At 58.4% G+C, this 22,144-nt stretch carries 17 protein-coding genes; 11 read left to right on the top strand and 6 right to left on the bottom strand.

Annotated features, from left to right (window positions below; translation table 11 throughout):
* Positions 1-50 precede the first annotated feature (50 nt).
* Positions 51-2,495, top strand: a complete 2,445-nt coding sequence (locus NLK58_RS15585; RefSeq protein ID WP_117619366.1) for an EAL domain-containing protein — start codon at positions 51-53, stop codon at positions 2,493-2,495.
* 34 nt (positions 2,496-2,529) lie between these two features.
* On the opposite strand, the gene argH is transcribed toward NLK58_RS15585, so the two are convergent.
* From argH to NLK58_RS15570, 3 genes are all read right to left on the bottom strand, one after another.
* Positions 2,530-3,939: an argininosuccinate lyase gene (argH, locus tag NLK58_RS15580; RefSeq protein WP_117619365.1), complete on the bottom strand. Its 1,410-nt coding sequence runs from the start codon at positions 3,937-3,939 to the stop codon at positions 2,530-2,532.
* A gap of 506 nt (positions 3,940-4,445) precedes the next feature.
* Positions 4,446-5,057 (bottom strand): NapC/NirT family cytochrome c, encoded by a 612-nt coding sequence (locus NLK58_RS15575; RefSeq protein ID WP_341581253.1) that lies wholly within the window; start codon positions 5,055-5,057, stop codon positions 4,446-4,448.
* A 58-nt stretch (positions 5,058-5,115) separates the two neighbouring features.
* A complete protein-coding gene (locus NLK58_RS15570) occupies positions 5,116-5,733 on the bottom strand; it encodes a c-type cytochrome (RefSeq protein WP_341581252.1) in 618 nt (205 codons plus the stop codon).
* 329 nt (positions 5,734-6,062) lie between these two features.
* Here NLK58_RS15570 and NLK58_RS15565 point away from each other — a divergent pair, with 329 nt between their 5' ends.
* The 3 genes from NLK58_RS15565 (at position 6,063) to NLK58_RS15555 (ending at position 11,514) form a co-directional block, all read left to right on the top strand.
* Entirely contained in the window at positions 6,063-8,369 is a 2,307-nt protein-coding gene (locus tag NLK58_RS15565; RefSeq protein ID WP_341581251.1) for an OmcA/MtrC family decaheme c-type cytochrome, read from the top strand.
* 153 nt (positions 8,370-8,522) lie between these two features.
* On the top strand, positions 8,523-9,398 hold the full coding sequence (locus NLK58_RS20655) for a DmsE family decaheme c-type cytochrome (protein WP_227539553.1): 876 nt from the start codon (positions 8,523-8,525) through the stop codon (positions 9,396-9,398).
* A gap of 31 nt (positions 9,399-9,429) precedes the next feature.
* A complete protein-coding gene (locus tag NLK58_RS15555; protein WP_341581250.1) occupies positions 9,430-11,514 on the top strand; it encodes an MtrB/PioB family decaheme-associated outer membrane protein in 2,085 nt (694 codons plus the stop codon).
* A gap of 286 nt (positions 11,515-11,800) precedes the next feature.
* Here NLK58_RS15555 and NLK58_RS15550 read toward each other — a convergent pair whose 3' ends face one another.
* Positions 11,801-12,709 carry a phospholipase effector Tle1 domain-containing protein gene (locus NLK58_RS15550; protein ID WP_341581249.1) on the bottom strand — a complete coding sequence of 303 codons (909 nt, stop codon included), beginning with the start codon at positions 12,707-12,709 and terminating at the stop codon, positions 11,801-11,803.
* A gap of 73 nt (positions 12,710-12,782) precedes the next feature.
* Between NLK58_RS15550 and NLK58_RS15545 the strand changes: the two genes are divergently transcribed.
* From NLK58_RS15545 to NLK58_RS15515, 7 genes are all read left to right on the top strand, one after another.
* On the top strand, positions 12,783-13,280 hold the full coding sequence (locus NLK58_RS15545; RefSeq protein WP_341581248.1) for a hypothetical protein: 498 nt from the start codon (positions 12,783-12,785) through the stop codon (positions 13,278-13,280).
* 38 nt (positions 13,281-13,318) lie between these two features.
* Positions 13,319-14,380, top strand: a complete 1,062-nt coding sequence (locus tag NLK58_RS15540) for a sensor histidine kinase (protein ID WP_117619357.1) — start codon at positions 13,319-13,321, stop codon at positions 14,378-14,380.
* On the top strand, positions 14,373-15,122 hold the full coding sequence (locus NLK58_RS15535; protein ID WP_117619356.1) for a LytTR family DNA-binding domain-containing protein: 750 nt from the start codon (positions 14,373-14,375) through the stop codon (positions 15,120-15,122). Before NLK58_RS15540 ends, NLK58_RS15535 begins: the two co-directional genes overlap by 8 nt.
* Before the next feature lie 92 nt (positions 15,123-15,214).
* Positions 15,215-16,156: a hydroxymethylbilane synthase gene (gene hemC, locus NLK58_RS15530; protein ID WP_117619355.1), complete on the top strand. Its 942-nt coding sequence runs from the start codon at positions 15,215-15,217 to the stop codon at positions 16,154-16,156.
* The gene (locus tag NLK58_RS15525; RefSeq protein WP_117619354.1) at positions 16,137-16,946 is read left to right on the top strand and encodes a uroporphyrinogen-III synthase; all 810 of its coding nucleotides are present in this window, start codon (positions 16,137-16,139) and stop codon (positions 16,944-16,946) included. Before hemC ends, NLK58_RS15525 begins: the two co-directional genes overlap by 20 nt.
* Positions 16,947-16,954: 8 nt before the next feature.
* The gene (locus tag NLK58_RS15520) at positions 16,955-18,079 is read left to right on the top strand and encodes a uroporphyrinogen-III C-methyltransferase (RefSeq protein ID WP_117619353.1); all 1,125 of its coding nucleotides are present in this window, start codon (positions 16,955-16,957) and stop codon (positions 18,077-18,079) included.
* Positions 18,076-19,317: a heme biosynthesis HemY N-terminal domain-containing protein gene (locus NLK58_RS15515; RefSeq protein WP_117619352.1), complete on the top strand. Its 1,242-nt coding sequence runs from the start codon at positions 18,076-18,078 to the stop codon at positions 19,315-19,317. Before NLK58_RS15520 ends, NLK58_RS15515 begins: the two co-directional genes overlap by 4 nt.
* 53 nt (positions 19,318-19,370) lie before the next feature.
* Here NLK58_RS15515 and NLK58_RS15510 read toward each other — a convergent pair whose 3' ends face one another.
* Both NLK58_RS15510 and ubiD read right to left on the bottom strand, forming a co-directional pair.
* The gene (locus tag NLK58_RS15510; RefSeq protein ID WP_117619351.1) at positions 19,371-20,375 is read right to left on the bottom strand and encodes a 2Fe-2S iron-sulfur cluster-binding protein; all 1,005 of its coding nucleotides are present in this window, start codon (positions 20,373-20,375) and stop codon (positions 19,371-19,373) included.
* 1 nt (position 20,376) lies between these two features.
* Positions 20,377-21,864: a 4-hydroxy-3-polyprenylbenzoate decarboxylase gene (gene ubiD / locus NLK58_RS15505; RefSeq protein WP_341581247.1), complete on the bottom strand. Its 1,488-nt coding sequence runs from the start codon at positions 21,862-21,864 to the stop codon at positions 20,377-20,379.
* Positions 21,865-22,144: the final 280 nt, after the last annotated feature.

Genomic DNA, 22,144 nt, shown 5'->3' with positions numbered 1-22,144 from the left:
CAAAACCGACAAAAAAATAAAAGCTATAGAACCCCCGAGGCTCACCCGTCGTGAAAGAATTCATCATTCGCCGCTACCGCTCGGAGCAGTCCCCGACACCGGAGCGCCATACGATTGTGCGCATTGACGATGAAGGCAAAGTGCTGCTTGCCGATCATCAGGCCGAAGCCATCCTTGGTTACGACAGCAGTGAACTGGAAGGCCAGCCGGTACACCGGATTCTGGCATCCCGCCAGGACGACCCCTTCGCGCCGGCCAACCGACACCGGATTGAACGTGGCCAGAGCGTTCTGGTGACATTCAGGCACAAGGAAGGTTTCTTTTACACAGCCTGCCTGAGCCTGCGCGTCGACATGCGTGATTCCGACAAGGCCGCCAGCGCCACCATAACCCTTTGCGACAGTTCAACCAGGGACTCACGGCTGCTGCGCTCGGCGGAGAGCAGTGCCAGTTTCGGGGTCTGGGAGCTCCACACCAGAACCAACGAGATGACCTGGACGGAGGGTATGTTCCGGCTCCTTGAGCTCAGACCCGGCAGTGAGATCACCCCGGAACAGGCCCTGTTCTACTGCCAGACCGGACAGGCACGGGTCAGGGCCATGTTCCGGCGCTGCATACGGACCGGCGAACGCTTTTCCCTCGATCTCGACATTCTTACCTCCAGGCAGAACCCGCGCCGGGTCACCCTGAATTGCCAAGCACTCAAGCAGGGGGGCCGGATTCACAGGCTCGGCGGAACGCTGGTGGACCGGACTGCCGAAATGCAGCGCGAAAGCGCCCGCCAGAATGCGCGACAGCTGCTGGCAGCGACTACCCGGGCCACTCCGGATCTTGTGGTTGCAGTGGACGCATCGTTCAACCTGCTGCATTTCAATGACGCCTGGGCCAGCCAGTTCGCGGAAACGTTTGGCGTGAATCCCGGGCACGGCGATAACCTGAGCGAACTTCTGCAGGAATTTCCGAATGAACGCAGGCTGATGGAGCGCCTCTGGCATCGTGCCTTTGAGCGGGACGGCTTCGTTGTTGAGATGCCCATGGCCCAGCAGTCCCGGGAGCTGCCGGTGCATGAGTTCCACTACCAGCGCCTGACCAACGAACTTGGCGAAGTGACCGGCGCTGTCCATGTGGCAAGGCGCATCGGGAACCGCATCAACCACGCCTCAAATGGCGACCACCGGATCCGGCACGATCCGGTCACCGGCCTGATGAACCGCAAGGAATTCATCGCCCGGATGCTCCGGACTCTGGAACAGAAAGCCCACCGGAATTCCTGTGACAGCCTGCTGTATCTGGATCTTGATGACTTTGAACGCTTCAACGATTTGGCCGGCAGCGGTACCTGTGACCGCTACCTGCGGGAGCTGGCCGGCAATCTCGGCGTGCGGGTGCATCAGCGTGACGCCCTGGCACGACTGGCCGGAGACACTTTCGCCCTGCTGATCGAGAACTGCCCGGAGGCCCGGGCCCGGAAAATTGCCCAGGAAACCCTGGACCTGATCGGGGAACTGGTCTTCGAATGGCAGGGCCACAAGCTTCAGACCACAGCCTCCGGCGGCCTCCTGATCATGGACAGCGACATACCGGGCGATCCGGAACAACTGCTCAGCCAGGCCGCGGACCTTTGCCACACCGCCAAAACCTCGGGCCGAAACCGGGTCCATGCCGCCAGAGCAATCACCCAACAGACCGACGATTCAACCGCCAGCCGACGAGTGGAGCAGATACGCGAGGCGTTGGACGGCGGTCACCTGATTCTCGAATATCAAGCCATGCGACCGGTGGCCAGCCCCACCTGGGGCGATCATATTGAAATCCTGTGCCGGATCCCGGCAACATCGGATGGCGGGACCATGCTCAGGCCCGACAACTTCCTGCCTGTCGCGGAACGTTTTGATCTGGCCAAACGCCTGGACCGCCAGGTGATTTGCCAAACCCTGGACTGGTTAGGCAACCAGCCGCTGCTGGAACCCCGACTGAAATACTGCGGCTTTAACCTGTCGCTGGCCAGTGTACTGGATGACACCTTCCCGGATTTTATGGCCCGGGCTGTGAGCGAATCGCCGTTTGCCCCCAACTGCTTTTGCCTGGAAATTCGCGAAGCTCATGCAACCCAATACCCGGACGATGTGGCCGTGCTTTGCGACGCCCTGCATCGGGCGGGCTGTCGGGTGGCTCTGGACGGCGCCGGCGCTTCGGTGGAAAGTTACAGCCTGGCGGCGAAATTGCCCGTGGACATTATCAAGCTGGATCGGCGGATGGTGCAGCAGCTGGAAGAGGATCCGGTGCAGCAGGTGATGCTCGAAGCCCTGCACCGGATTGCCGAGGCCGCCGGCAAGGTCACCGTGGCCACATTTATCGAGAGCGACGATGCCCTCCGGAAAGTCAGGACCCTCGGCATCCATTATGGCCAGGGCTACCGCCTGTTCCGCCCGCAACCTCTGGAACAGCTAACGCCGGCAGCGGTTGATCTGGCCACGGGACGGATTGGCGGCTAGGCTAACGGCCCCACCCGTGGCCGGCAGGTGCGGCTCAGCCCAGTTGGCTGCGCGCCCGGCCAACGGCCGCACGAACCTGATCCGGCGCCGTACCGCCCAGGTGATTGCGGGCCTGAACCGACCCTTCCAGGGTAAGCACATCAAACACATCGGCCCCGATACGGTCGGAGAACTGCTGCAGTTCTTCCAGGGTCATGTCAGACAGGTCACGGCCTTCAGCCACGCCGAACGCCACCGACTTACCCACGATTTCGTGAGCGTCCCGGAAAGGCACACCTTTTTTCACCAGGTAATCCGCCAGGTCGGTGGCGGTGGAGAAACCGCGCTTGGCCGCCACCCGCATGTTATCGGCCTTGGAACGAATGGCCGGAATCATGTCGGCGTAGGCCTTCAGACAACCCTTGATGGTATCCACGGTGTCGAACAGAGGCTCCTTGTCTTCCTGATTATCCTTGTTGTAGGCCAACGGCTGGCTTTTCATCAGGGTCAGCAGGCTGATCAGGTGGCCATTGACGCGGCCGGTCTTGCCCCGGACCAGCTCCGGAACGTCCGGATTTTTCTTCTGGGGCATGATGGACGAGCCGGTACAGAACCGGTCCGGCAGATCAATGAAATCGAACTGGGCGGAGGTCCAGAGCACCAGCTCCTCGCTGAACCGAGAAAGATGGGTCATCAGCAAGGCGGCAAAACTGCAGAATTCGATGGCGAAATCCCGGTCGCTGACCGAATCCAGGGAGTTTTCCGTCGGCCGGTCAAAACCCAGCAGCGTCGCGGTCAGGGTACGGTCAATGGGGTAGGTGGTACCGGCCAGAGCCGCCGCGCCCAGGGGCATCACGTTAACCCGCTTACGACAATCCTGGAGGCGCTCGGCATCCCGCACCAGCATTTCGTACCAGGCCAGCAGATGGTGCCCGAAGGTCACCGGCTGGGCAGTCTGCAAATGGGTGAAACCGGGCATGATGGTATCCGCCTCGCGCTCGGCCAGGTCGAGCAATCCCGATTGCAGGCGCCGTAATTCCTCGGCAATCACATCGATCTCGTCCCGCAGGTACAGACGGATATCGGTGGCCACCTGGTCGTTTCGGCTTCGGCCGGTATGGAGCTTCTTGCCAGTGATGCCGATACGGTCGGTCAGGCGCGCTTCGATATTCATGTGCACGTCTTCAAGACTGACCGACCACTGGAAATTGCCGGCCTCGATATCCGCCTTGACGCCCTTCAGGCCCTCAATGATCTGGTCCCGCTCTTCGTTGGTGAGCACGCCAACTTCCGCCAGCATGGTGGCGTGGGCAATGGAACCGGTAATGTCATGGTGGTACAGGCGCTGGTCAAAACCCACGGATGCGGTAAATTTCTCGACAAAGGCATCGGTAGGTTCACTGAAGCGTCCGCCCCAGGGTTTTTCGGAACTTGTGGTCTGGTCAGACTTTTTCTGATCCGTCATGGATTTAGTACTCCAGTTGCATGTGAATAGTCGGCGACCGCTTGATATTATTAGAAATTATGAAAATGACAGTTTACGCGACTTTTAGCGTGTGCTTGTCTACATTGTAACGTTTCAGGATTCCAGAATCGCTCTAAATATCAGTGCACTCCTGGGCCTCAACATCACTTCGGCTGCTCTTTGTACTTTGCCGGATAAATGGTGACCTTTTTTCTGGCCCAGATATGGAAAATGGCCTGATGCCAAGAGTTATCCGAGCCATGGTTGCGATTCCGAAACTGCAAAAGCCAGGGGTAAATGCCTGCCAGGAGTCTGCGCTGCAGGAGCCACTTTCTGGCACAATGAACGGAAATTCTTCAGCAGCCGGAAGTCTGATGGGAACCACCTTCCGCCCCTATTCGCCCGACCAGGAATTGCTTCTCCCCCCGGCTTGAACGAATAGCGGCCTGAGGGTCAGCTGGCGACTTTGCTTTGCCCCCCCGCTCTCTGGAAAGGTGTACGAACGCTTACTCTACCGTGACTTTGGGAAGGTTGTGGGCTATGCCCTGGTGACAGTCGATGCAGGTTTTATCGGTAGCCTCGCGATATTCCCGGGAGTGCCTGCGCTGGGCATAGCGGTCCTGCATGCTCAGTGCCATGGCCTCGTAGCTATGGCAGTTGCGGCAGGTGGCCGAGTTGCTTGCTCGCATTCCCGCCCAAACCGATTCCGCCATTTCCCTGCGATGGGCCTCGAACTTTTCAGGCGAGTCAATCTTCCCGGTAATCCATGCGGGGATTTCATTTAACGTCGCTTCTGTCTTGCGAACGACCTTACCCCACCAGTCCTTCGGCACATGGCAGTCGGAGCAGACCGCGCGAACACCACTCTGGTTAGAGAAATGGGCGCTTTGCTTATACTCCGGAAAAACAAACGCGCTCATTTCATGACATGAAGTACAGAATTCCAGGGAGCTCGTTTTCTCCATGGTGACATTGAGCCCGCCAAGCAGAATCGCTCCCGTGACCAGCATCAAAAAACCACCCGCAGGAATCCAGAGGAGGTATTTCGTTTTCGGCCACTGCCAGAGACGATGCCACCAGCCCTTTTTTTCCGAACCCTGATCTTCCCCCGCTCCCATCGCCCTGCTCCTGTAGACTGATGCTCTCCGTCGTGGCCCGGAACACGTTCCTGTCCGCCTATTTCTTACCCTCTCTGGCGTAGTATTCTGCTAACGCCTGAATATCTTTTTCGCTCAGGGCAGTGGTTGCAGGTTGCATCTTCTCCGGCTGCCAGCGGTCACCGTTCTTGTAATCCTGCAGGGTACTGATCAGATAGCCCTTCCATTGACCTGCCAGAATGCCCGCATCATCCAGCACCAGGCTGCCGCCGTCGGAATGGCACTTTTCGCAGCTCTGTTGGTGGATTTGCGCCCCCATGCTCGCGAGATCTTCATCGACTTTCTGATCCGCACTCTCGAAAGGCTGATCGGCGAAATAGGTTGCAAGCTCAGTGAACTCTTTCTCGGTTAACTGTTTTGCCAGGTCACAATGACTCTCGGCAATACCTTTATGCGCCTCCTCTGCAAATTCTTCCGTGCCACAGGGACGGGCCCCCTCCTTGAAAATAAACATCTGATTTTCGAGAAAGAAGGCAGAAGCACCGGCAATGATGGGAACGTCTTCGTCATCGCTGATGCCATTTTTGTTATGGCAGCTGGCACAGTCTTCGGCTGCTGACGGAACCCCGGCAAAAACACCAGCGCTCACCGCAAGGGCGGCCAGGGTAGCAGGGATAAGAGAAGTGGTAGAACGCATGGCGAGCTCCTTTTTCGGGTGGGTTCCGTCGTGCCTTAAGGTCGTGCCTTTAGCCTGCTCGCTCGTCCCGAGCAATTCGATTACTACCATTTTAAATCAATTACTACCATCTTAGGTGTTAAACCAACTTTGACACAGATCAATTAATAGCCAGATTTTGAGAAAACACTGTGCAACTATCCGATCGGATGAACTATTTTTAATCACGCAGACTGCAATCAACCAATCAACGAAAAGTTAAGGGATCGACCGGGCAGCATTCGTCTTATTTTATAAGAATGAAATTGACCATTGGGCCCGGTGGCATTTCGGACAGGGAGGCAATGAGCATGGACAAGGTAACAAAAACTCATAAACCTTGCGTGCCGATCAACCAGTCGTTCCGCACCATCGCACGGACCGGGGGATTGACCTGGGGTTTCATCGTTCTTCTCGTCCTCGCTGGTTGCGAGGGGGATACCGGCGATCGGGGCCCGTCAGGACCTCCCGGCCCCTCCGGCCCCCCCGGATCCTTTAATCAGGTTCCCGAAGAACTCCAGATCCGTATAACAGATGTCACCATCAATAGCGCCCCTGTCGTAAAATTTGAAGCCACAGACCAGTTCGGATTTCCGTTTGACCAGTTAACCCAGGGACAACCGTCTTTTACAATTGCCAAGCTTGTCCCGGGCACGGAGGGCGACAGCGACCGCTGGCAAAGCTATCTGAATGAAATAGAACCAGCCGGTGCTGGCCCGGGAACCCAGGACGCCGTTCAGGCCCGAACAGAAAATGACGGCACCCTGGTCAACAATGGCGACGGCACCTACGAATATACATTTGCCGCTGACCTGGATTCCATTACTGATCCTGTCACAGTACCTTTTGAACCGGATTTGACGCACCGCGTAGGGCTCGAAATCCGGGGAAGCTTTCTCGGTGAATCCCTGCCATTAACCAATGCGGTTTTCACATTTCAGCCATCCAGCGGGCTGACTGACAACATACCCATGCGGAAAATTGTCGCTCAGGCGTCCTGTAATTCCTGCCACGGAGAATTGAGCATCCACGGTAATGGCCGCCAGGACGTGGATCTTTGTGTGACCTGCCATAATCCGGGAAGCACGGACGCCAACAGTGGCAACAACCTGGATTTTCGGGTCCTGATCCACAAAATCCACATGGGTGAGCAGTTGCCAAGTGTTGAAAGCGGCGGGGAATATGTCATTTACGGGTTCCGTGATTCCAGAAATGACTTTTCCGATGTCGCTTTCCCCCAAAGCCCGCAGACCTGCGTGAAATGCCATGACCCTGCCAGTAACGAAACACCGGACGCCACCAATATCGTCACCCGCCCGACCATTGCCTCCTGTGGCTCCTGCCATGACGACGTGGACTTCAGCGCGGGCATGGCGGGTGGCCATCCCGGAGGCATCGTCACAGACAACAGCGAGTGCTCGGTTTGCCACGCAGAGAACAAGATTGCCGGATCGGTACTGGACTCTCACACCATTCCAGCCAGCCTTGCTGCCGGGCAATTCAGCTACAACATTATCGAAGTCAGCAATACAGGGCCGGCTGAGCAGCCAGACATCCGTTTTTCAGTGACAGACCCAACCAACAACGACCAGCCTTTTGATCTGAAGAATGATCCGGAATTCACCAGCAGCGAGAGCCGGCTGGCAGTGATTCTTGCATGGGACACCAGTGACTACACCAACTCGGGAAGCGGAGTTGCGCCCGCCAAGGTCGTTTCAATCGATGCTCTTGCTGGCTCTACAGCCAACGGCGATGGCACATTCAGTGTGGTCTCTCCCGTTGCCATACCGGCAAACGTGAGCGGTTCAGGCGCGGTGGGCATTGAAGGCCACCCGGCCGCGGACCCCGATGGTGACGGCACCTTTGACGTGGCGGTCAAGGTGACCGGTGCCGTGGCCTTTTTTCCGATCACGGATAGCCAGGCCCAGGCTCGCCGGGACGTTGTTGAGTTGGCCAGGTGCCAGAACTGTCACGGTGAGAATGATGGGCTCTCGCTGCACGGCTCGAACCGGACAGATAATGTCCAACTGTGCGTCATGTGCCATAACCCTCGCGCCACCGACCTTGCGCAGCGCCCGGCAGACCCGGATGGCACTGACGACGAGATCAACCAGAATGCGGTGGATAACGCAGAAGAGGCGCCAATTGATTTCAAGTGGATGATCCATGCCATTCATGGTGCTGACAAACGCTCCGGGGATCTGCTTGTCTACGGTTTCGGCAATACCCCCCATGATTTCAGTGAAATACGTTACCCTCGCGAGCCCGGCGACTGCATGGCGTGCCACGCCGATGGCACCTTCGAGTTACCCTTGCCAGAGGGGGTGCTCGGAACAACCATCGATACTCAGGCAACGGTCGCCAACGCCTCTCCTTTTGGAACCGATGATTTCATCACACTTGCAGCCGCGCTCAATCAGGGTGACGACCAGGTCATAACGGCGACGGCAGCGGGCTGCTCTTCCTGTCACGACGATGAGCCTGCACAAAACCACATGGAGCAGAATGGCGGCGGCTTTGGTGTTCCGGCAGGTACAGCCAATCAGGAGAGCTGTTCGGTGTGCCATGGTCCGGGCAGCATTGCCGACGTTCGCGAGGCTCATAATCCCGGCGACTGATCACTGCACTGAAATATCAGCTCTGCAAATAACAACTCTAAAGAGGAACCAAAAGTGATCAGGATCGGCGACCAGAAACAGGGCTACCGTCCGCGCTTGATACTCGCTGGGGTGATTGTGCTGTTTGGCTGGTTTTCCGGTGGCATTGAGGGGATGGCGCAAGACGAAGCGGATTCGACCCCGGAATATACCGAGAAAGGCGCTGAGACTTGCCTGGCCTGCCATGATGAAAGCGGCGAAGTCCCCGTTATGGACATTTTCAAGACCCCTCATGCAGTGCCTGGAGATGCCCGGACCCCTTTTGCAAAAAATCAGTGTGAGTCCTGTCATGGGCCAGGTGCTGATCATGCGAAAAGGCTCCGCTTTAATCAGGAACGCCCTCCGATACCTGCATTTGGCGACAGTGCTCTCTGGTCGGGAGAAAAACAGAATGGCATTTGTCTCGACTGTCACCAGCGAAATCAGCGCATGCACTGGGATGGCGGGCCTCATCAGCGACAGGGCGTGGCTTGCGTCGACTGCCACCAGGTGCATGTCAGTGAGGACCCGGTAACAGTGAGTCGGCAAGAAGCCAATGTCTGCGCTGACTGTCACAGGAATGTCCAGGTTCAGTCCCACCAAATGTCATCGCATCCAATACGTTTCGGTGACATGGCGTGCTCCGACTGCCACCAGCCCCACGGCTCTCTCAATCCGGCCATACTGAAAGAGCCCACACTGAATGACAGTTGCTACAGCTGTCATGCTGAGAAGCGCGGCCCCTTTCTCTGGGAGCATGCGCCTGTTCCCGACGACTGCACAAACTGTCATAGCCCACACGGCTCCAACCACCCTGCACTCTTGAAGCAAAGGCCTCCCCTGTTGTGTCAGAGTTGCCATTCCCGGGCAGGTCACCCCAGCATTTCCCGCACCTCCAACGACTTGCCCGGCGGACGAGCCTCGCCGTTCCTGATTGGTGGAAGTTGTGTGAATTGTCATTCGAAAGTGCATGGTTCCAACCATCCTTCTGGAGCCAACCTGAGCCGTTGACACAGCGGCGGGATATAAGGAGGACAAAGCCATGGTGGCGCCAAGATTACACTGGATCCTGCCTTTTGGGGCCGCACTGATTGTAAGCCCTGCCAGTGTGATGGCTGAAAGCGACAATACGGCTGAAGAATGCGAAGCCTGTGCCTTCGAATGGGAACCAAGAGGTTATGTGGAGGCTGGCATTCTGTGGCTCGAGGAAGATGAACCTGAGTTTACCGACTATCGGGGATTTGATCGGGACGGTCTTTTCCTCAACGGCGCCATAGATGTTATCGATCGCGACGAGGATGGCACCTATTGGTCCCTGCAGGGCCGAAATCTGGGTCTTGGGTCACGGAGCGCGGCAATCCACGCCGGCAAGCAGGGAACAGTAAATTACTTCCTGGACTACCAGGAGTTAAATCACAACTTGTACGACTCTACGAAAACAGCATTTTCCGGGGTCGGCAGCGAGCGTCTGGAACTCTCCGCCAACTGGGTCCGGGGGGATACCACAAAAGACCTGCCCGATCTCGACCTCGCTTTACGGGAGATTGATATTGAGCTGGAGCGACGGACCCTTTCGACCGGCTTACAGTTTTTCCAGGGCGAGAACTGGGATTACGACTTCCAGTATACCGTGGATGAACGTGATGGTACCCGGCTCATGGGTGGGAGCTTCCTGTTACGATCAGCCATTTTGCCAGAGCCGGTGGATGATATTACCCACCGATTCGACCTCTCGGTCGGTTACCTGGCAAAACTCTGGCAACTGCGTCTGGCCTATCACGGCTCGTTTTTTGATAACGATAACAAGTCCCTGACCTGGGACAACCCCTTTGTTGTTCCCGGCGACGCCCCGAGAGGCCGGTCAGCGGCAGCGCCGGACAATCGCTTCAATCGCCTGATGCTTTCCGGGGCGTTCCGTCCCACTCGCTGGTTCAGTGGTTCGGGGCACATTGCGGTGGGCCGTCTTGAGCAGGATGAATCCTTCATTCCCGCAACGATAAATCCAAGCCTGGGCCCTGTCGGGCTCCCACGGCAGGATCTGGATGCCGAAGTGAATACCCTGAATGCTCGCCTTCGGCTGACCGGAAACGCTACCCGTCGGCTGACCCTCAAGGCAGAAGGGTTCTTTGATGAACGGGACAACGACACTCCAGTGGACAGCTATCGGCAGGTTGGCACCGATCTTTTCCTGGCTGAGCTTCGGGAAAACCGCCCTTACAGTTTTGACAAAAGTGGTGGTGAGCTCAGTGCGGATTATCGGCTGACCAACACCACCGACATAAGCGCAGGTTATGGACGGGAGCGGTCCGAGTTTACTTTCCAGGAGGTGGACGCCACAGACACGGATTCCTATTTTGGCGAACTACAAACCCGACCCGGGGAAAGAATCGAGCTCCGAGTGCGCCTGGGGTGGGAAGATCGCGACATAGATGGTGGCTACGATCCGCTCACGATAGCGCCGCCGGAGAATCCACTCTTGCGGAAATTCAATCTTGCTGACCGTGATCGACGTGAAATCAAAATATCGGGCAATTACTACGCGAGTGCGCAGCTCAGCTTCGGACTGAACTCCGTATACGCCAATGATGACTACCGTAACTCCTCCATTGGTCTGACCGAGGCACGCGACACAATGGTGACGCTGGACGCTTCGTATTCTCCCGACCAAAGCCTCAACGCCTATGTCTATTTCACCCACCAGAGCATTGTGTCAGACATAGCCGGAAGTGAAAGCTTTGGACGGCCGGACTGGTTTGCAGAGAATGATGACACGATCAATGCGTTCGGCGGTGGCGTCCAGGCCAGGGAGGTGGTTCCCCACCTCGAACTGGGCGTGGACCTATCCTATACACGGTCAAGGGGGACTATATCGATCAACTCCCGAACACCAGATCAGGAGCTTCCGAAACTGGAAGCTGATCGATTTAGCACTCGAATCTATGGCGAGTATAGCCTTTCCGACCGATGGAGTTATCGCCTTGATTACTGGCTTGAATATTACGACCAGGAGGACTTTTTCATAGACGGCTTAGCTCCAGACACCAGTGATAATGTTCTGACTGCCAACCGGGAAAGCCCGGACTACCTCATCCATGCCGTGGGGATATCCGCAAGATACCGCTTCTGAGCCCGCGAGTTGTTCCGTGTTTTTTCTCAGCTGAGCATCCTGCCAGAGGGGGGGAGTCGTAATGCCTGCAGCATGCGCGCCCACGTAATGGAGCCAAAGGCGCAATGTAGTGGGCGTCGCCGTGCCTGCCCTGTAATACCTGGGTGCCACAACACCGATACTCCGATAGGTAGAGTTAGGGCCTGGCTTTGACCCTTCTGAGGCCGTTTGCTCCGAGCACCCTAACAGCATCAGAACGCATAAACTGAGCACAAGGTCTTTCATCTTCATGGCATTTCCCATTGGCTCACTGGCTCTTGTTTGGATGGACAACGCGTCGACCATATTTGGCCGGCTGGAACGGGTAAATCGGCCAGGCATCCTTCACGTACATTTTCAGGTAATGATCGGAATGATGGATATACCGTTGCTTCAGTAGTGCTTTGGACTCTGGGGACATCAGCAATTCATTGCCATGCCACACATGGACAGCAAGGTTCCTGGCGATAGTCATTAATTCCGGTGGCAACACCAGTTGAGGGTTGTCTGTGGGTATAGGGTCAAATGGTACACCGGCATCCACCGCCAACTTGTGCATCAGGTAAAGCGGAATACGCGAATACTCGCCCCGGACTTCTCGATCCAGCCACAGGCGAAGCGTGACATCACCGCCCGGCAAGCCGCGCGGGCGTTCCTGTTCAATCTCCAGCGTGGCAAGCGGGTTCAGTGGCCCAATCCAACCTTCGTTTTTGATCAGCGCACGCTCCTGCAACATGCGGGAAAATTCAAAACTGGCTTCGGGATTACGGCGATCTTTTCCTTTGACGACCAGGGGCGGACGAACTTCGATACGCTCATGAAAACGATCCGGGTAACCACCGCCAATATCTGAATGGGCGCCCGGTAGCACCCACTCGTTGAAATGTTCAGGTAAGTCGCCAGATTCGTTTCGGAGGCTGTTCAGTGAAAAGTTGTGCCTGCACTCATCCCGGGCAACAAATTGCACGGCTCGCTCAACATGCCCCGATTTTACATTAACGCTGATGCGCCCCGCATCGGCATCGTGGGCGGAAAAATCGAGATTATCCAGATCAGCAACCGCAGCAACGGTGTCGAACAACCCCAGAAAACGAACGGTGACCTTGTCCGGCCAGGGAAGCCCCTCCCGCTCGAAGGCCTTGCTCGCCAAGGCCAAGCCCCATACTCGGGCCGTCATCAGGCTCACCAAATTTGGTACCGACACCAGGCACATAGGTCGACAGCCTGACTATGGCCTCACCATTCTCACCTTGGGCACCAGCTCGCTGATACAAGTTCTCAAGCTTGGACACATTGGTTTCGGCATTGAGGTAGCTACCCTCCATAATCTGCGACAGTTCGCTGCTGCATTCATCTTCCGAGATGGCCCCGGCAGCATTGGCCGTGAGGCACCCATCCATTTGCTGCTGGTAGGTTTGAGTGTTATTGCGGTTGTTACCGGTGCCATCGAAAAAGATGCCAGCCTCAACCCGGACTTTGGGGCGGCTTTCTTCTTCGGACGAATCATCCGGCGATTCGTCTGGCATGCCTTCATCAATCAATGCGCCTTTCTGAGCGGCACGGCCTTGAGACCTCGTAAGCTGAACTGGCGGAAGCCCGGAATATTCTTGATCCAAGGCATTGCCCAGCACCGGCTGATTGGTAACGTTATCTCTGGCACTAAACATGGTCTATCTTTCCTGCTGACAGCCCGGCATCATCTGGCGGGAACTGGGTACATTCAACGTGGCGGGGGTATACCATTCTGACCCGGGCAAAGGAGACACCCCGTAACGGGGACAAAGGTGTGACAACGAGCGAGTTTTTCGTTCCGGACCTGTGCCGGGTAAGAGCCGTGTTCCTGCTGCTGGTGACCAGCGAACTGCTGGTTCTGGTCCTCGCCATCGTCCAGGCGAACCAGGGCTGGATTGACTGGAACTACTTCGGGCTGCTGTCCCTGTTTGTCCAGTGGACCACCCTCACCAGCGCCGCACTGATCTGCCTCCTACGAACCAGACTCGCCCGGATGTCCGTTCCCGGTGCCACGGCCATTATTGTCGCCATCGTGCTGCTGGATGTACTGGCGTTCAGCCTGTTTGCCGACAGCATCGTGCACCCCCAGGCCGGTGTGGCCGTCTGGCAGGGCATCGCCAAAAAGATGTTGCTGGCTCTGCTGATTGTACTGATGGTACTGCGCTACTTTTATCTGCAACACCAGTGGCAGCAGCAGCGGGAAGCGGAAATGCAGGCCCACCTGGCGTCCCTTCAGGCCCGCATCCAGCCCCACTTCCTGTTTAACAGCATGAACACCATCGCGAGCCTGATCGCCATCAATCCAGACAAAGCCGAAGAAGCGGTGCTGGATCTGTCGGAACTGTTCCGCGCCAGCCTTCGCACCGGCGACCAACTGATTCCCCTGTCCAGGGAGCTGGAACTGTGCCAGCGCTACCTGACCATCGAGGCACTCCGTCTGGGTGACCGGCTGAAGCTCGAATGGCAGATTCAAGCGGGTCTGGAGCAACAGGCGATCCCCCCCCTCACCCTGCAGCCCCTGGTAGAAAACGCCATCTACCACGGTATCCAACCCAGGCCCGAGGGTGGCACAGTGCGAATTGAGGCCGAGGCCAAAGGCGACTTCGTCTACTTGCTGGTGCAGAATCCGAAACCAGGGCAGAGCACCCATCAGCATGACGGTAACCGCATGGCGCTGGCCAACATCAAGTCCCGGCTCCAGGCGCTGTTCGGGGAACCGGCCGTGCTCAAACACAGCCATCATAACGATGTGTATACCGTGACACTGCGACTGCCTCGCCAGAACGCCAGCGAACAGAAAATCCCCGGAAAGGGAACCGAGATCCGCCATGAGTGATACCCGCAGCGTCCTGATTGCCGATGACGAACCCCTGGCCCGGGAACGTATCCGCCGCCTGGTGGAGGCGCTTTCGGGTTACCGGGTCTGTGGTGAAGCCGCAGACGGCGACGAAACCCTGAAACAGGTTGCACAACTGGATCCGGACATTCTGCTGCTGGACATCCGCATGCCCGGCATGGACGGCATGGAAGCGGCCGACCGCCTGAGCCAGTTGTCCAACCCGCCGGCTCTGATTTTCTGCACCGCCTACGACCATTACGCCATACAGGCGTTCGACGTGCAGGCCATTGCCTACCTGCTCAAGCCCGTGCGCAAGGAGACACTGGCTGACGCACTGGCAAGGGCCGGCAGGGTCAACCGGGTGCAACTGCAAACCCTGAATGGCCAGGCCAGCCAGAGTCCTGAACAGCTGGCGGTGCGCACTCACCGCGGTACCGAGCTGATTGACCTGTCTGAAATCCTCTACTGTGAGGCCGACCAGAAATACGTCACCATCCACCATAGCCGGGGTGAAACCGTCTGCGACTATACCCTCAAGGATCTGGAAAACAGCTACTCCCGCGTGTTGCTCCGGACCCACCGGCACACTCTTGTGGGCGTGCGTTTCATCCAGGGGCTGAAACGAACATCCGACGGTCAGAACCTGGTTGTACTCCGGGACGGCCAAGGCGAACTCCCGGTCAGCCGCAGGCATGCCGGCAACGTGCGCCAGTGGCTCCAGGAGCACCAGCCGGGCTGAGGTGGCGCCTATTTTAAAGGTGGTACCTACGGGACTTTTTTGTCGTCACAAGGTACCCTTGGCGGACATTTTCCAAACCGACAGTGAGTGTCATGTCCAAACGTACCCTTCGCATTGCAACCCGCAGCAGCGCACTGGCGCTGTGGCAGGCGGAATTTATCAAGGCAGAACTGGAAAGGCTGCACGACAACATCGCCGTGGAGCTGGTCAAGATCAAGACCCAGGGCGACAAGATTCTGGATGTGCCCCTGGCCAAAATCGGCGGCAAGGGCCTGTTTGTCAAAGAACTGGAAGAGGCCATGCTGGACGGCCGCGCAGACCTGGCGGTGCACTCCATGAAAGATGTACCCATGGAATTCCCGGAAGGACTGGGGCTGGTGGCCATCTGTGAGCGGGAAGACCCCACCGACGCCTTTGTCAGCAACCAGTACGAGAACGTTGACGCCCTGCCCGATGGCGCCGTGGTTGGCACCGCCAGCCTGCGCCGGGAATCCCAGCTGCGGGCCTACCGCCCGGACTTGAAGATTCACGTTCTGCGCGGCAACGTCAATACCCGGCTGGCCAAGCTGGATGCCGGTGAGTACGACGCCATCGTATTGGCCAGCTCCGGCCTGAAACGCCTGGGTTTCCATGAGCGCATCCGCTACAGCCTGCCAGACACCGTCTCCCTGCCGGCGGTCGGCCAGGGCGCCCTCGGCATTGAATGCCGGGTTGATGATAACGAGCTGCTGGCCATGCTTGAGCCGCTGAATCACCAGGACACTTCCGATCGCGTCAGGGCCGAGCGGGCCCTGAACCGTCGCCTCGAGGGCGGTTGCCAGGTGCCGATTGCCGCCTACGCACTGCTTGAAGACCAGGACACTCTCTGGCTGCGGGGGCTGGTGGGTGCCGTTGACGGAACCCAGATCTTCCGCGTTGAGGGCCGGGCTCCCCGGGCCGAGGGAGAGCGTCTTGGCCGTGAACTGGCGGAAGATCTGCTGGCCCTGGGTGCCGACAAGGTGCTGGCTGAAATCTATGGCCATAAACCAACCTGAGCCTGATCTGAGCGGCCGGCGGATCCTGGTCTGCCGGCCCGAACCGGAAGCGTCCCGGCTCGCCGGCCGTTTTCGTGCGGCGGGTGCCGATGTGCGCATCCTGCCAGTGATTGACCGGCAACCTCTGCCGGAAACCCCGGAGCGTCGCACCCTCATTCTCAGCCTGGACGAGTACGCCCACATCATTGCGGTCAGCCCTTTCGCCGCCCGTCTTCTGCTGGATGAGGTAGACACCTGGTGGCCTCAGATCCCCATGGGTATCCGCTGGTATGGTGTCGGCGCTGGCACGGCAGCGGTGCTCGCAGAACACGGACTTAACCCCCGAATGCCTCCGGAAGGCTGGACCAGCGAAGCGCTTCTTGCCCTGCCGTCGCTGAACAATCTTCAGGGCGAACGGGTGTTGCTGGCCCGGGGTGAAACCGGCCGCGAGCTGATCCGGGAAACCCTGGAATCCCGGGGCGCCAGGGTCACCCCCCTGCCCCTGTATCGGCGTTTCTGCCCGGACTATACGCCGGAACAGATTCAGGCGACGCTTGAGACCTTCGCTCCGGAGGCCATCATCGTGCTCTCCGGAGAAACCTTGAACAATCTCATCGCACTCAGTGCGAATAGCAGCCATAATCTATACGATAGGTTATTGATTGTTCCCGCAGATCGGGTTGCCGAACAGGCCCGTGAGGCGGGGTTCCGAAATCCGTGTATACCAGGAAGCCTTGCCGATAACGACATCGTGGCTACGGTTGCAACGCAACTCGCCGGCCGGGACGGTGGCTCCGGAAAAGCCAAGTAAGGACGCCCGTGACAGACACAACGAATCAACTACCCGCACCCATTGCCAAGGAACCACCTGAGCGCCAGACACTGTGGCCGGTCTGGCTGGTAGCCCTCATTGCCCTGATTCTTGCTGTTGCCCTGGCACTCTGGAGCTGGCAGCAGTGGAACAACCATCAGGCCGTCATGCAGTCACTGCAGGCCTTGCAGCAGGACACCGCCCAGCTCGAAGATCTTTATGGCGACCGGGGCAGCCAGCAGAGTCAGCGCCTGCAATCCCTTGAAGAAAAACTGGCGAGCCAGCGCGAGCTGATTGCCACCCAGCAGCGCCAGATCGATCACAACGCCAGGGAGCTTCTGGAAGCCGGTAACCGGAGCCGTACCGACTGGTTGCTGGCCGAGGCGGAATACCTGCTGCGGATCGCCAACCAGCGGCTGATGATCGAAAAAGACATCCGTGGTGCCCTGTCGGCACTGGAAGCGGCCGACGAAGTGCTGAACGAGTCTGACGATATCGGCGTCTATCCGGTGCGCCAGCAGCTTGCCCGTGAGGTCCTGGCGCTCAAGGGGCTGACCGGTGTCGACCGGACCGGTCTCTACCTGAAGCTCGAAGCCGCCATCGGCAGCATTAGTCAACTGACCGACCAGGCCCTGATCAGCGAGAGCGCACCAGGCTTCTTCACCGGTTCAGATACCTCAGTGGAGGCCGACACCGGCGGCGAACCCGGCCCGATGCTTCAGGCCTGGAACAAGGTCAAAGCAACCCTGATGCAGGTCGTCGTTGTCCGCCGCCTGGACGAGCCGGTGAAACCCCTTCTCTCGCCCGACCAGAGCGCCTACGCCCGGCTCAATCTCCAGCTGATGCTGGAAGAAGCGGAAATGGCGGTCCTGCGGGGCAACCAGTCTCTGTACGAGCGGGCACTGACCAAGGCCCGCACAACCATCGACGACTGGTACGATGCCAGCAATCCCCGGATCACCGCACTCACCGACACCCTGGCCGAGCTGGCCCAGAGAAACGTGGATCCCGAACTGCCGGATATCAGCCAGTCCCTGGCCCTGCTCAAGGAACGGCTGGCCGGCCGCCTCAATGCCAGCAATGGTGATGGCGGGGACAACGCCAGCCAGGCTGATGGGGGCGGTGATTCATGATTCGCCTGCTACTGATTATCCTGCTTGCGCTATTGATTGGCACCGGGCTTTCCCTGGGACTACAGTATGATCTGGGCTATATCAGGATCAGCCTGGGTCACTACCTGGTCGAAACCAACTTCTGGGTGGGGCTGGGCCTTCTGGTAGCCGTTGTTGTCCTGACCGTATTGATCATCAACGTCGCCCGCCGGCTCGGGAAAAGTACCGGACTGGTCGCCGGCTGGATTGCCCGGAGCAATGAACGCAGGGCACGCCGCCGGACGACCCAGGGCCTGCTGGCTCTGGCGGAGGGTAACTGGCCCAGGGCCCGCAAATTACTGACCGCCTCGGCCGGCCATGCGGACACCCCGCTGATCAATTATCTGGCGGCCGCCCAGGCGGCGTTCGAATCCGGTGATCATGAAGCGGTGGATAACCTGCTGCGCCAGGCGTTCGACAGCACCCCGGGGTCGGATATGGCCGTCGGCATCACCCAGGCCCAGTTGCAGCTGGCCGGCAACCGCCTTGAGCAGGCCCTGGCCACGCTGGTTCGCCTTCGCAAACAGTCACCTCATCATCCCTTTGTGCTGAAACTGCTGAAAAACACCTACCTGCGCCTGGAAGACTGGCGGGAGCTGTCGAAGCTGGTACCGGAGCTGCGCAAGCGCAGCGTGTTGCCGGAAACGGAACTGAATGATCTGGAACGTCAGGTCTGGCACAACCTCCTGGAGCGTGCCGCGGAAGATTGCCGCCGCCAGCAGAAACAGGACCCGGAGGCATCTCTGGAACCGCTAACCCGGCTTTGGGATGAATTACCCGGCTTCCTCCGTCGCGACGAATATACCATCCGGGATTACGCCCGCCTGCTGGCAGGCCTTGGCGACGAAGTACAGACAGAAACCCTGTTACGCAAGGTGCTGCGCAATCACTGGAGCGACGAGCTGATCAACCTCTACGGCCGGGTGAAGGGTCAGAAGCCCGACGAGCAGTTGTTGTTGGCAGAACAGTGGCTCAAAGACCGGCCGAACAACGCCGAGCTTCTGCTGGCCCTGGGCCGCCTTAGCCTGCGCAATGAGCTGTGGGGCAAGGCCCGGGAATACTTCGAAACCAGCCTGCGGCTGAAACGGAGCCGGGAAGCGCTCGCGGAGCTGAGTCGACTGAATGCCCACATGGGCGAGGAAGAGGTCAGCGTCAAACTGCTGATGCAGGGGCTGGAGAAAGATAACGGACTACCGGATCTGCCGATGCCAAGGGCGTAAACATGGGGTCAGATGAAAATTTCATCTGACCCCATTTTCATCTGACCCCGATTTCACGCTCTGGGTGCGTATTCGAGCACGTCCGAGAAGAAGGCGCCCTCAGGCAGGCCGGCCTCCACAAGCGCATCCATCAGCGTGTACACCATGGTCGGCGAGCCACTGGCGTGCACTTCCACCTTCTTCCAGTTCGCCCCCGATGCCAGAACCGCGCGCACCAGCTGGGCGTGGTGACCGCTCCAGTCATTGTCTTCATCATCACCCACCACCGGCAGGAAGGTGAAGGGTGGCCACTCCTCCTGCCATTGCTGGGCCAGGGAACGAAGGTACATGTCTTCATGCCGGCGCACCCCCCAGTATAGTTTCACCGGATGCTCGTATGAGGTTTCCCGGAGATAATCCACCAGGCTTTTCATCTGCGCAAAACCGGTACCGGCCGCCACCAGCAGCAGGGGTTTTTCCGGTGTTGACGCCAGGCAGGCCTTGCCGTGGGGTAGTTCCACGGTCACCTCGCCGCCTGAGGTCAGGGCATCAATGACTTTCTGTGCCGACACCCACTCCGGCGTCGCCTGGATATGCAGCTCGATGTTCTGGGCCGAAGGGCTGCTGGCGATGGAAAAGTAACAGGGCTCTGCATCCGGCAGGTTGACTGAGAGATACTGCCCGGCGTGAAACGAAAGTTCCCGACGCCGCGGAAGCTGTAGCTCAACACGATAGACATCGTGACTGATGGAACGAACGTCCACGACTTTCGCCTGGTACTTGCCAGGCTGCTTGTTTCCGGCGGCCATAACGGCGGATATCTCCAAGTCCAGGTCCGTGAGCGCTGTGGTTCTGCACATCATCAGCTGCTCGCCGGCCTCAATAGTCTGTTGGTTTCGGGTGTTAAGCGCGAGGCCGGCCATTAGCCGCGCCTCACAGATTTCACACACCCCGTTTCGACAGGCCGCAGGCACCTCAATGCCTGCGCTGGCAGCGGCACTGAGTAAGTCGCTCTCCCGGGCAGCGTTAAAGGCAATACCGGAGGGCGAAAGCACCACGCGCCGATGGTCATTGGCCATATCAGTCGGGTCGGGACAGCGAACTTTCAATGCCCAGGCTGTCCCAGAGATCGTCCACCCGCTGTTTGACCTCGTCGGTCATGGTGATGGGCTCGCCCCATTCCCGGCTGGTTTCACCCGGCCATTTGTTGGTGGCGTCCATTCCCATCTTGGAACCGAGCCCCGACACCGGCGAGGCAAAATCCAGATAATCGATAGGCGTGTTCTCCACCAGGGTGGTGTCACGCACCGGATCCATCCGGGTGGTGATCGCCCAGATCACGTCTTCCCAGTTGCGGGCGTTCACATCATCGTCGGTGACAATCACAAACTTGGTGTACATGAACTGTCGCAGGAAAGACCATACCCCCATCATCACCCGTTTGGCATGGCCGGGGTACTGTTTCTTCATGGTCACGATAGCAAGCCGATAGGAACAGCCTTCCGGTGGCAGGTAGAAATCGACGATCTCCGGAAACTGCTTCTGCAGAATTGGAATGAACACCTCGTTCAGCGCCACCCCCAGAATTGCCGGCTCATCGGGCGGACGACCGGTGTAGGTGCTGTGATAGATCGGGTCCTTGCGATGGGTCATCCGTTCTACGGTAAACACCGGGAACTGGTCCACTTCGTTGTAGTAGCCGGTGTGATCGCCAAACGGCCCTTCCGGGGCCATATCGTCGGGATAAATAAACCCTTCCAACACAATCTCGGCGCTGGCCGGCACCTGCAGGTCGCTCAGGCCACACTGCACCAGCTCGGTACGCCCACCTCGCAACAAGCCGGCGAATGCGTATTCAGACAGTGTATCCGGCACCGGCGTCACCGCTCCCAGAATGGTCGCGGGGTCCGCACCCAGAGCCACGGCCACCGGATAAGGCTTGCCCGGGTTGATCTTCTGAAACTCCTGAAAGTCCAGCGCACCACCGCGATGGCTGAGCCAGCGCATGATCAGCCGGTTACGCCCAATCACCTGCTGCCGGTAGATGCCCAGATTCTGGCGCTCCTTGTGCGGCCCGCGGGTAATCACCAGCGGCCAGGTTACCAGCGGCCCGGCATCCCCGGGCCAGCAGTGCTGGACCGGAATCTGGTACAGATCCACCTGATCTTTCTCGACCACCACGTCCTGACAGGGGGCAGATCGCAACACCTTCGGGCTCATGCGCATCACCTGCCGGAACAGCGGCAGCTTTTCAATGGCATCCCGGAAACCCTTGGGGGGATCCGGTTCTTTCAGAAACGCCAGCAACTTGCCGATGTCACGGAGCGCGGTCACGTTATCCTGCCCCATACCCAGCGCGACCCGCTTCGGGGTCCCGAACAGGTTGGCCAGTACCGGTATGTCGTAGCCTTTGGGATTCTCAAACAACAACGCAGGACCACCTGCCCGCAACGTGCGGTCGCAGATTTCGGTCATTTCCAGATGGGGGTCGACTTCAACGCTGATCCGCTTCAGCTCGCCCAGCTTCTCCAACTGGTCAATGAAGTCCCGCAGGTCGTTGTATTTCATCGGTTGCTCCGTTCATTTATGCCAGTATTACGGAGGTCGGTGGACTGCTTTTTCCGGAGTCGGAACAAGGTGGGGACCTGCTTTCCCAGACACGCCGTGAACCCATCCCTGGGGGCTTGGTCTTGCCATCCATGGCAAGACACAGTCTGGGAAAGCAGGTCCCCACCTCGTTCTTCAGATCACCAGTTATCCGCAACACAATGATCGTCCCTGCGGTTTTCCGAAACTCTCATTCTGAGACAATCAGAGCGCGCACCGGGCTTGAACGGCGGAGCCGGGG

Origin of the sequence: Marinobacter metalliresistant, assembly GCF_038098645.1 — a bacterium.
Classification (GTDB): Bacteria; Pseudomonadota; Gammaproteobacteria; order Pseudomonadales; family Oleiphilaceae; genus Marinobacter; species Marinobacter metalliresistant.
Note: the sequence above shows the minus strand (reverse complement) of the source record. Positions and strands in the feature narration are given on the sequence as shown.

Bases quoted from the DNA above. Each gene is read 5' to 3' on its own strand.
- argH (WP_117619365.1), bottom strand. From the start codon at position 3,939: ATGACGGATCAGAAAAAGTCTGACCAGACCACAAGTTCCGAAAAACCC.
- NLK58_RS15575 (WP_341581253.1), bottom strand. From the start codon at position 5,057: ATGGGAGCGGGGGAAGATCAGGGTTCGGAAAAAAAGGGCTGGTGGCAT.
- NLK58_RS15570 (WP_341581252.1), bottom strand. From the start codon at position 5,733: ATGCGTTCTACCACTTCTCTTATCCCTGCTACCCTGGCCGCCCTTGCG.
- NLK58_RS15565 (WP_341581251.1), top strand. From the start codon at position 6,063: ATGGACAAGGTAACAAAAACTCATAAACCTTGCGTGCCGATCAACCAG.
- NLK58_RS20655 (WP_227539553.1), top strand. From the start codon at position 8,523: ATGGCGCAAGACGAAGCGGATTCGACCCCGGAATATACCGAGAAAGGC.
- NLK58_RS15555 (WP_341581250.1), top strand. From the start codon at position 9,430: ATGGTGGCGCCAAGATTACACTGGATCCTGCCTTTTGGGGCCGCACTG.
- NLK58_RS15550 (WP_341581249.1), bottom strand. From the start codon at position 12,709: ATGACGGCCCGAGTATGGGGCTTGGCCTTGGCGAGCAAGGCCTTCGAG.
- NLK58_RS15535 (WP_117619356.1), top strand. From the start codon at position 14,373: ATGAGTGATACCCGCAGCGTCCTGATTGCCGATGACGAACCCCTGGCC.
- hemC (WP_117619355.1), top strand. From the start codon at position 15,215: ATGTCCAAACGTACCCTTCGCATTGCAACCCGCAGCAGCGCACTGGCG.
- NLK58_RS15525 (WP_117619354.1), top strand. From the start codon at position 16,137: ATGGCCATAAACCAACCTGAGCCTGATCTGAGCGGCCGGCGGATCCTG.
- NLK58_RS15515 (WP_117619352.1), top strand. From the start codon at position 18,076: ATGATTCGCCTGCTACTGATTATCCTGCTTGCGCTATTGATTGGCACC.
- NLK58_RS15510 (WP_117619351.1), bottom strand. From the start codon at position 20,375: ATGGCCAATGACCATCGGCGCGTGGTGCTTTCGCCCTCCGGTATTGCC.
- ubiD (WP_341581247.1), bottom strand. From the start codon at position 21,864: ATGAAATACAACGACCTGCGGGACTTCATTGACCAGTTGGAGAAGCTG.